This is a genomic window from Candidatus Neomarinimicrobiota bacterium (assembly GCA_022560655.1).
GTDB lineage: Bacteria > Fidelibacterota > Marinisomatia > SCGC-AAA003-L08 > TS1B11 > JADFSS01.
Map to the genome: position 1 here is coordinate 15,083 of JADFSS010000038.1, position 4,706 is coordinate 19,788.

A 4,706-nucleotide genomic window follows, 5' to 3' on the forward strand; every position below is an offset into this window, starting at 1 on the left:
GTCGCCTGCGATGTGGCAGGGGGGGTTGCTCGGTAGACAAGATTGCATCCCGGGTGGGCGCTAAGTGTTGGGCCATCACGCCTGGGCAGCGCGAAGCGCCCGGCGGGCCGGAATAGTTGCCCCCTTGCTGGGGGGGCGGCCGTCCTCCCGCACATTTCCATTGACACGGGCCACCGCGGTCTGTACCATCCGCCAGCGCCGGCTGCGCCCGGCGCACCACACCCACAGCAGCGGGGGGGATATCCATGCAAATGAGACGTGGGCTTTCAGTTGTGGTCGTACTGGTCCTGGGGGCCTGCGGCGGCATGATGAAGACCGGCGGGGAGCCGGCCGTGATGGTCACCGAGACGCTGAGCGACCAGGTGGCACTGGGAAAGCGGCTGGCCGAGGGCATCATGGCGTGCGGATCGTGCCACACCAGCGGCAACTTTGAGGGCGACCCCGACGCGGAAGGCTATCTGGCCGGCGACGCCTGGCTGGGGCAGCCGTGGGGGCGCATCGGGGTACCCAACATCACGCCCGACATGGAGACCGGCATCGGCGGCTGGACCGACGCGGAACTGGTCCGGGCCATCACCAAGGGCTACAGCCGGGATGGCCGGGCGCTGATCCCTTACATGCCGTGGGCCTACTACGGCGCGGCGATCACCGCAGAGGAGACTGCTGCCATCATCGCCTATCTGCGCAGCATCCCCGAGGCGGTGAGCCACACGGAGCCCGCCAACGACCTAGTGATGCCGTTCAGCGATCTCCACGCCAAGGGGGTGTTCCATAACATGCTCAACTCGGCGCCCAGTATCACTGAATTCAGCGTGGATACCAGCACCCCAGCGGGCCGGGGCAAACGGCTGGCCTACCTGGGTGCCTGCGCCGCCTGCCACGCTTACGCGCCGGAGTATCCCAAGAAGCCGCCCCAGCTGGGCGAGCCGCTGGCGGGGGGCGTCTACTTTCGCGGTCCAGGGGGCGAACTGATTATGTCCGCCAACCTTTCGCCCGACGAAGAGACCGGCATCGGCGGCTTCAGCGACCAGCAGCTGCGCGACGCCCTGAAATTCGGCAAACGGCTGCGGCCCCGGACGGAGACCGAGATGGTGCGCTGGCCCATGATGCAGCGCATGACCCACCACACGTCGCTCAACGATGATGAAATCGACGACCTCATGGCCTACTTGCGGTCGCAGCCGGCCATCAGACACGACGTGGTGGCCAAGGAGGCGGCGCTGGAGATGAACTAGGGGGAGGTCGCTCATTGCCTCCCACTTGCGGTACCGGGCCGTGAGGGTGGGCTGGGGCCCTACTCCCCCGCGTTCAGGGCCCTGAGGCGGTCCTCGGCGTTGTTGTTGTCGGGGTTGAGGACTAGCGACCGGCGGTAACTGGCGATGGCTTCCGCGCGGCGACCGGCCTGCATGTAGGCCTCACCCAGGCTGTCGTGGGGGTTGGCAGCGTCGGGGCACTGGGCCACGTTGAGTTCAATGATGACGATGGCATCGATGGTGCGGCCACCGAAGAGGCGGCGGTAGCCCAGGGCGTTGAGGCTGCCCTCGCCGAAGTCGAACTTGCCCCGGCCATAATCCTGCTCACACAGGCGCTGATAGTCCTCCACTCCCGCCTGCACACCCCCCGATTCGATAGTGTCCATTAGCCGCTGGCCGAGTGTCAGGGGCCGGTCCTGGCCGCGGTGGCAGGTGATACAGCTGACCTGTACGGTGTTGCCGTGGCCGAAGCCCAATTTGGCCAGGTGCTCGCCATTGATGGCCGCCACCATGCGCATCATGACGCGGGCCGACTGCTTGTGGGTCTTCTCATTGGAGGCGAATTCGTAGGTGGACTAGTCGTTGCGATCCCGGGTCACGTGGCAGTGGGTGCGGTTCACTCCCAGAGTGTGGGAGAAGCCAAACATGGTGTTGCGCAGGGTCTCGGTGGTAGTGCCTTCGGGCAGCACCTGAAGGTTCTGGGGCTGCTCGGGCAAGGGGGATTTGGGCGGGGAGCAGCACCGGCAGCAGCAGGGCGATGCTAAGGTTGCCGGGCAGGTTGGCCGTCTCCCCACGAAATAGGTGAAAGACAAGGACGCTGGCCATCACGAAGGCCGCACCGGCCAGAGCGGATGGGGTGAGCCAGGTGCCATGGCTGGTGAGGCCCGGCAGGGTGAAGCCCAGCGCGGAGGCCAGTTACGCCAGGCCGATGAACAGGCGAACTGGCGTCCCGACAGCGCTCATCCAGAGCATGGGCTGAGGGAGGGGGTCGGGCGGGTTCAGGAGCGCAAGACCGTGCATACCAAAGAAGCCGGCAGTAAGCACCTAAAAATCCAAAGTACAATGTTCGGCATGTCAAGCCCCCATGAGGGACGCCGTGAAACGCATCAGAATTCGAGGGCCAGGCCGAGGCTGAGGAACAGCCCTGAAAAGTCGAACTCAGTCTGGCTGACGTAGCCGGTGGTAACCCCGAACTCGATGGCCTCCCCCGACATTTTGGTGATAGGGCCGCTCTTGTAGCGTGCGGCGGCCTGCAGGGCCAGGGGGCCAGGCAGGGGCAGGCCGGCGGCGATGCCCACCAGGGCGAAGGGGCTGGTCAGCGTAAGTTCGGTTTGGGAGTCGTAGATGGTCACCTTCACGGTCTCCTTGCTCACGATGATCTCGGCAGTGCCAAAGGCCTCGGTGGTGACCCAGGCGGCGGTGGCACCCACGGCCAGTTCCACGGCCACGTCCAGGTCGCCCACACTGGGCCGAAAGTGGTGCGCAGCGCCCAGCATGATGTCGGTGGCGCCCAGTCCGCGCTGGAGGTAGAGGTGGGGCTGGCCGGCGGGGGTGGCGGCCTCCAGGGTGCGGGCGAAGGTCTGCACCGACAGGGAAAGTGAGCTGGCGTGGCTGAAGCGGTAGGCCGCCCGGGCCGTCACGAAGGGGACAGGGTTGAGCGCCGGGAAGGGTGCCACGGGAAAGCCCAGTGCGATAAAGCCGCTCACACCGTTCACATCGCTCTCGTTTTTCTGGCGAACGGCCCGCATGGCGAGGTTGGCCCAGCCCGCCGAGACGCCAAAACTGAAGCGGGCCTCCTGTGCCGGAGCCGCCAGCGGCAGCAGCAGGGCGATCAGCAAGGCGGGGCGCATCAGCCTCACCGCTTCACCTTGATCCAGACGATGGCGTGGCAGAACTCCACCTCCTCCCGGAGCAGCACCAGCGCCTCGTATTCCGGGTTGTGCGACTCCAGCCGCACCCGCGCCCCATCCTCGATGAAATGCACTTCCTTAATGTACGTGCTCCCCCCCGCCCGGACCACAGCCAGGTCGCCACTGACCACTGGCTTGATGGGGCTGGCGATGACCAGTTGGCCGGGGCGCAGCGTCCGGACCATGGAGTCCCCCTCCACGATGACGGCATAGGCGGTGATGTCCTTGATGTCGGCGGGCCGAGTGATCCAGTGCTCGTCGTCCCCTTCCCAGTACTGCCGGCCCTCCTCCGTCCTGGGATAGCCCAGAGGCAGCCGGTTCAGGTCCTCACCGGAGACCCCTCCGGCCTGGGCTCCACCCAGGGTCATAATCGGGATCATGGGCAGCGACAGGTCGGCGGGGGGCAGGGGGAACCCCTCCGGCGGCATGTCCCGGCGGTCGCCGCTGAGGAGCCACTGCAGTGACTCGGCGGCCTCATTGGCCATGGCCTCCAGCACCGCCCGGGATGGTCGAGTCCTGCCCCCCTCCCAGTTGATGACGGTAGAGCGCTTGACGCCGAACAGTTCGCCGAAATCCGGCTGCTTCAGGCCGAGCCCCTTACGCACCTGGAGAATGCGCAGCCCCAACGCCTTATGTTTGGGCGAATATTCCACAATTGTATAAGATACGCTTGTCATGGATTGAACAATTGTCTAACTTCGATCTGCCATGTACAATCAAAAACGATCAATTGTCCAATTTCGGGTACCCAGCAATTTAGCCCCAACCCCGGTGGATGTCAAATGGCGAACACCGAGCCGATGGCGCAGGGGAGTCTGCTCCGGCTGCCGCCGCAGGCCCGGGGCCGTGGGAACCCTCTGCTGGACCTGCAGCCAGGTGGCCCAAGACTGGCGCGACGACCAGGCAGACCTTTGCCAGGACGGCGAGTATGCTTGAAATCGGCGGCGACATTTACCAGCGGGAGGTAGACCGCCTCACCCGCTACCCGGAGCAAATCCCCCGGTCGTGGCAGCGGGGGGAGCCCCTGTTCCGCTTCGTGGCGCCCGACGGGGCTACCGTGAACGCCCAGGGCGAGCCGCTGGGCTGCCTCACGATGATCCGACAAGGGAACTATGCCGCCTGGAACCCGACCCTCACCCGGCGCATCCGCCACGACCGGCGCCTGCCTGTCTCCGTGGACGAGATTAGCCCGGCCCACCTACCCCACATGGCCGCGTACATGCGAGAACTGGGGCGCATCTTCGGCTGGCCGGAGTGACGGGCAGGACGGCCTGGGGCAGCTGGCATTCTGCCACCGTGAAGCAGGCGACGCCATGAGCGCGCAGATCACCAAAGAACTGAGTTGCCGCCACATCGTGGGGCAGTACACTCTGTACCCGCTGCTGGTGCTGGAGGCGTCCCTGCTCAGCGGGCGCATGAGCGCGACCCAGGTCGAGGCTCTGCGGACGCGGCGGGCCCTGTTGAAGACCCGCCAGCCGGAGGACCTGCCCACCTTCGGCCAGTGGTGCGAGGACCTGGCCCAGCACCTGAATGAGACGACAGA

The 4,706-nt window shown here is 66.0% G+C and carries 7 protein-coding genes; 3 read left to right on the top strand and 4 right to left on the bottom strand.

The genetic code is table 11. The features are described from left to right. Positions 1–272: 272 nt before the first annotated feature. On the top strand, positions 273–1,235 hold the full coding sequence (locus IH971_07005; protein MCH7497581.1) for a c-type cytochrome: 963 nt from the start codon (positions 273–275) through the stop codon (positions 1,233–1,235). 59 nt (positions 1,236–1,294) lie between these two features. Here IH971_07005 and IH971_07010 read toward each other — a convergent pair whose 3' ends face one another. The 4 genes from IH971_07010 to IH971_07025 all read right to left on the bottom strand — a co-directional run bounded on the left by IH971_07010 (position 1,295) and on the right by IH971_07025 (position 3,840). After that, the gene (locus tag IH971_07010) at positions 1,295–1,774 is read right to left on the bottom strand and encodes a tetratricopeptide repeat protein (GenBank protein ID MCH7497582.1); all 480 of its coding nucleotides are present in this window, start codon (positions 1,772–1,774) and stop codon (positions 1,295–1,297) included. Positions 1,775–1,828: 54 nt separating this feature from the next. Next, on the bottom strand, positions 1,829–1,969 hold the full coding sequence (locus IH971_07015) for a hypothetical protein (protein ID MCH7497583.1): 141 nt from the start codon (positions 1,967–1,969) through the stop codon (positions 1,829–1,831). A gap of 390 nt (positions 1,970–2,359) precedes the next feature. Next, complete coding sequence (locus IH971_07020; GenBank protein ID MCH7497584.1) at positions 2,360–3,103, bottom strand: hypothetical protein; 744 nt, start codon at positions 3,101–3,103, stop codon at positions 2,360–2,362. A gap of 5 nt (positions 3,104–3,108) precedes the next feature. After that, complete coding sequence (locus tag IH971_07025; protein MCH7497585.1) at positions 3,109–3,840, bottom strand: LexA family transcriptional regulator; 732 nt, start codon at positions 3,838–3,840, stop codon at positions 3,109–3,111. 251 nt (positions 3,841–4,091) lie between these two features. On the opposite strand from IH971_07025, the gene IH971_07030 reads away from it, so the two are divergent. Further along, positions 4,092–4,421 (top strand): hypothetical protein, encoded by a 330-nt coding sequence (locus IH971_07030; protein ID MCH7497586.1) that lies wholly within the window; start codon positions 4,092–4,094, stop codon positions 4,419–4,421. 55 nt (positions 4,422–4,476) lie between these two features. Continuing rightward, positions 4,477–4,706, top strand: a 230-nt coding sequence (locus tag IH971_07035; GenBank protein ID MCH7497587.1) for a hypothetical protein, incomplete at its 3' end; no start/stop codon positions are given.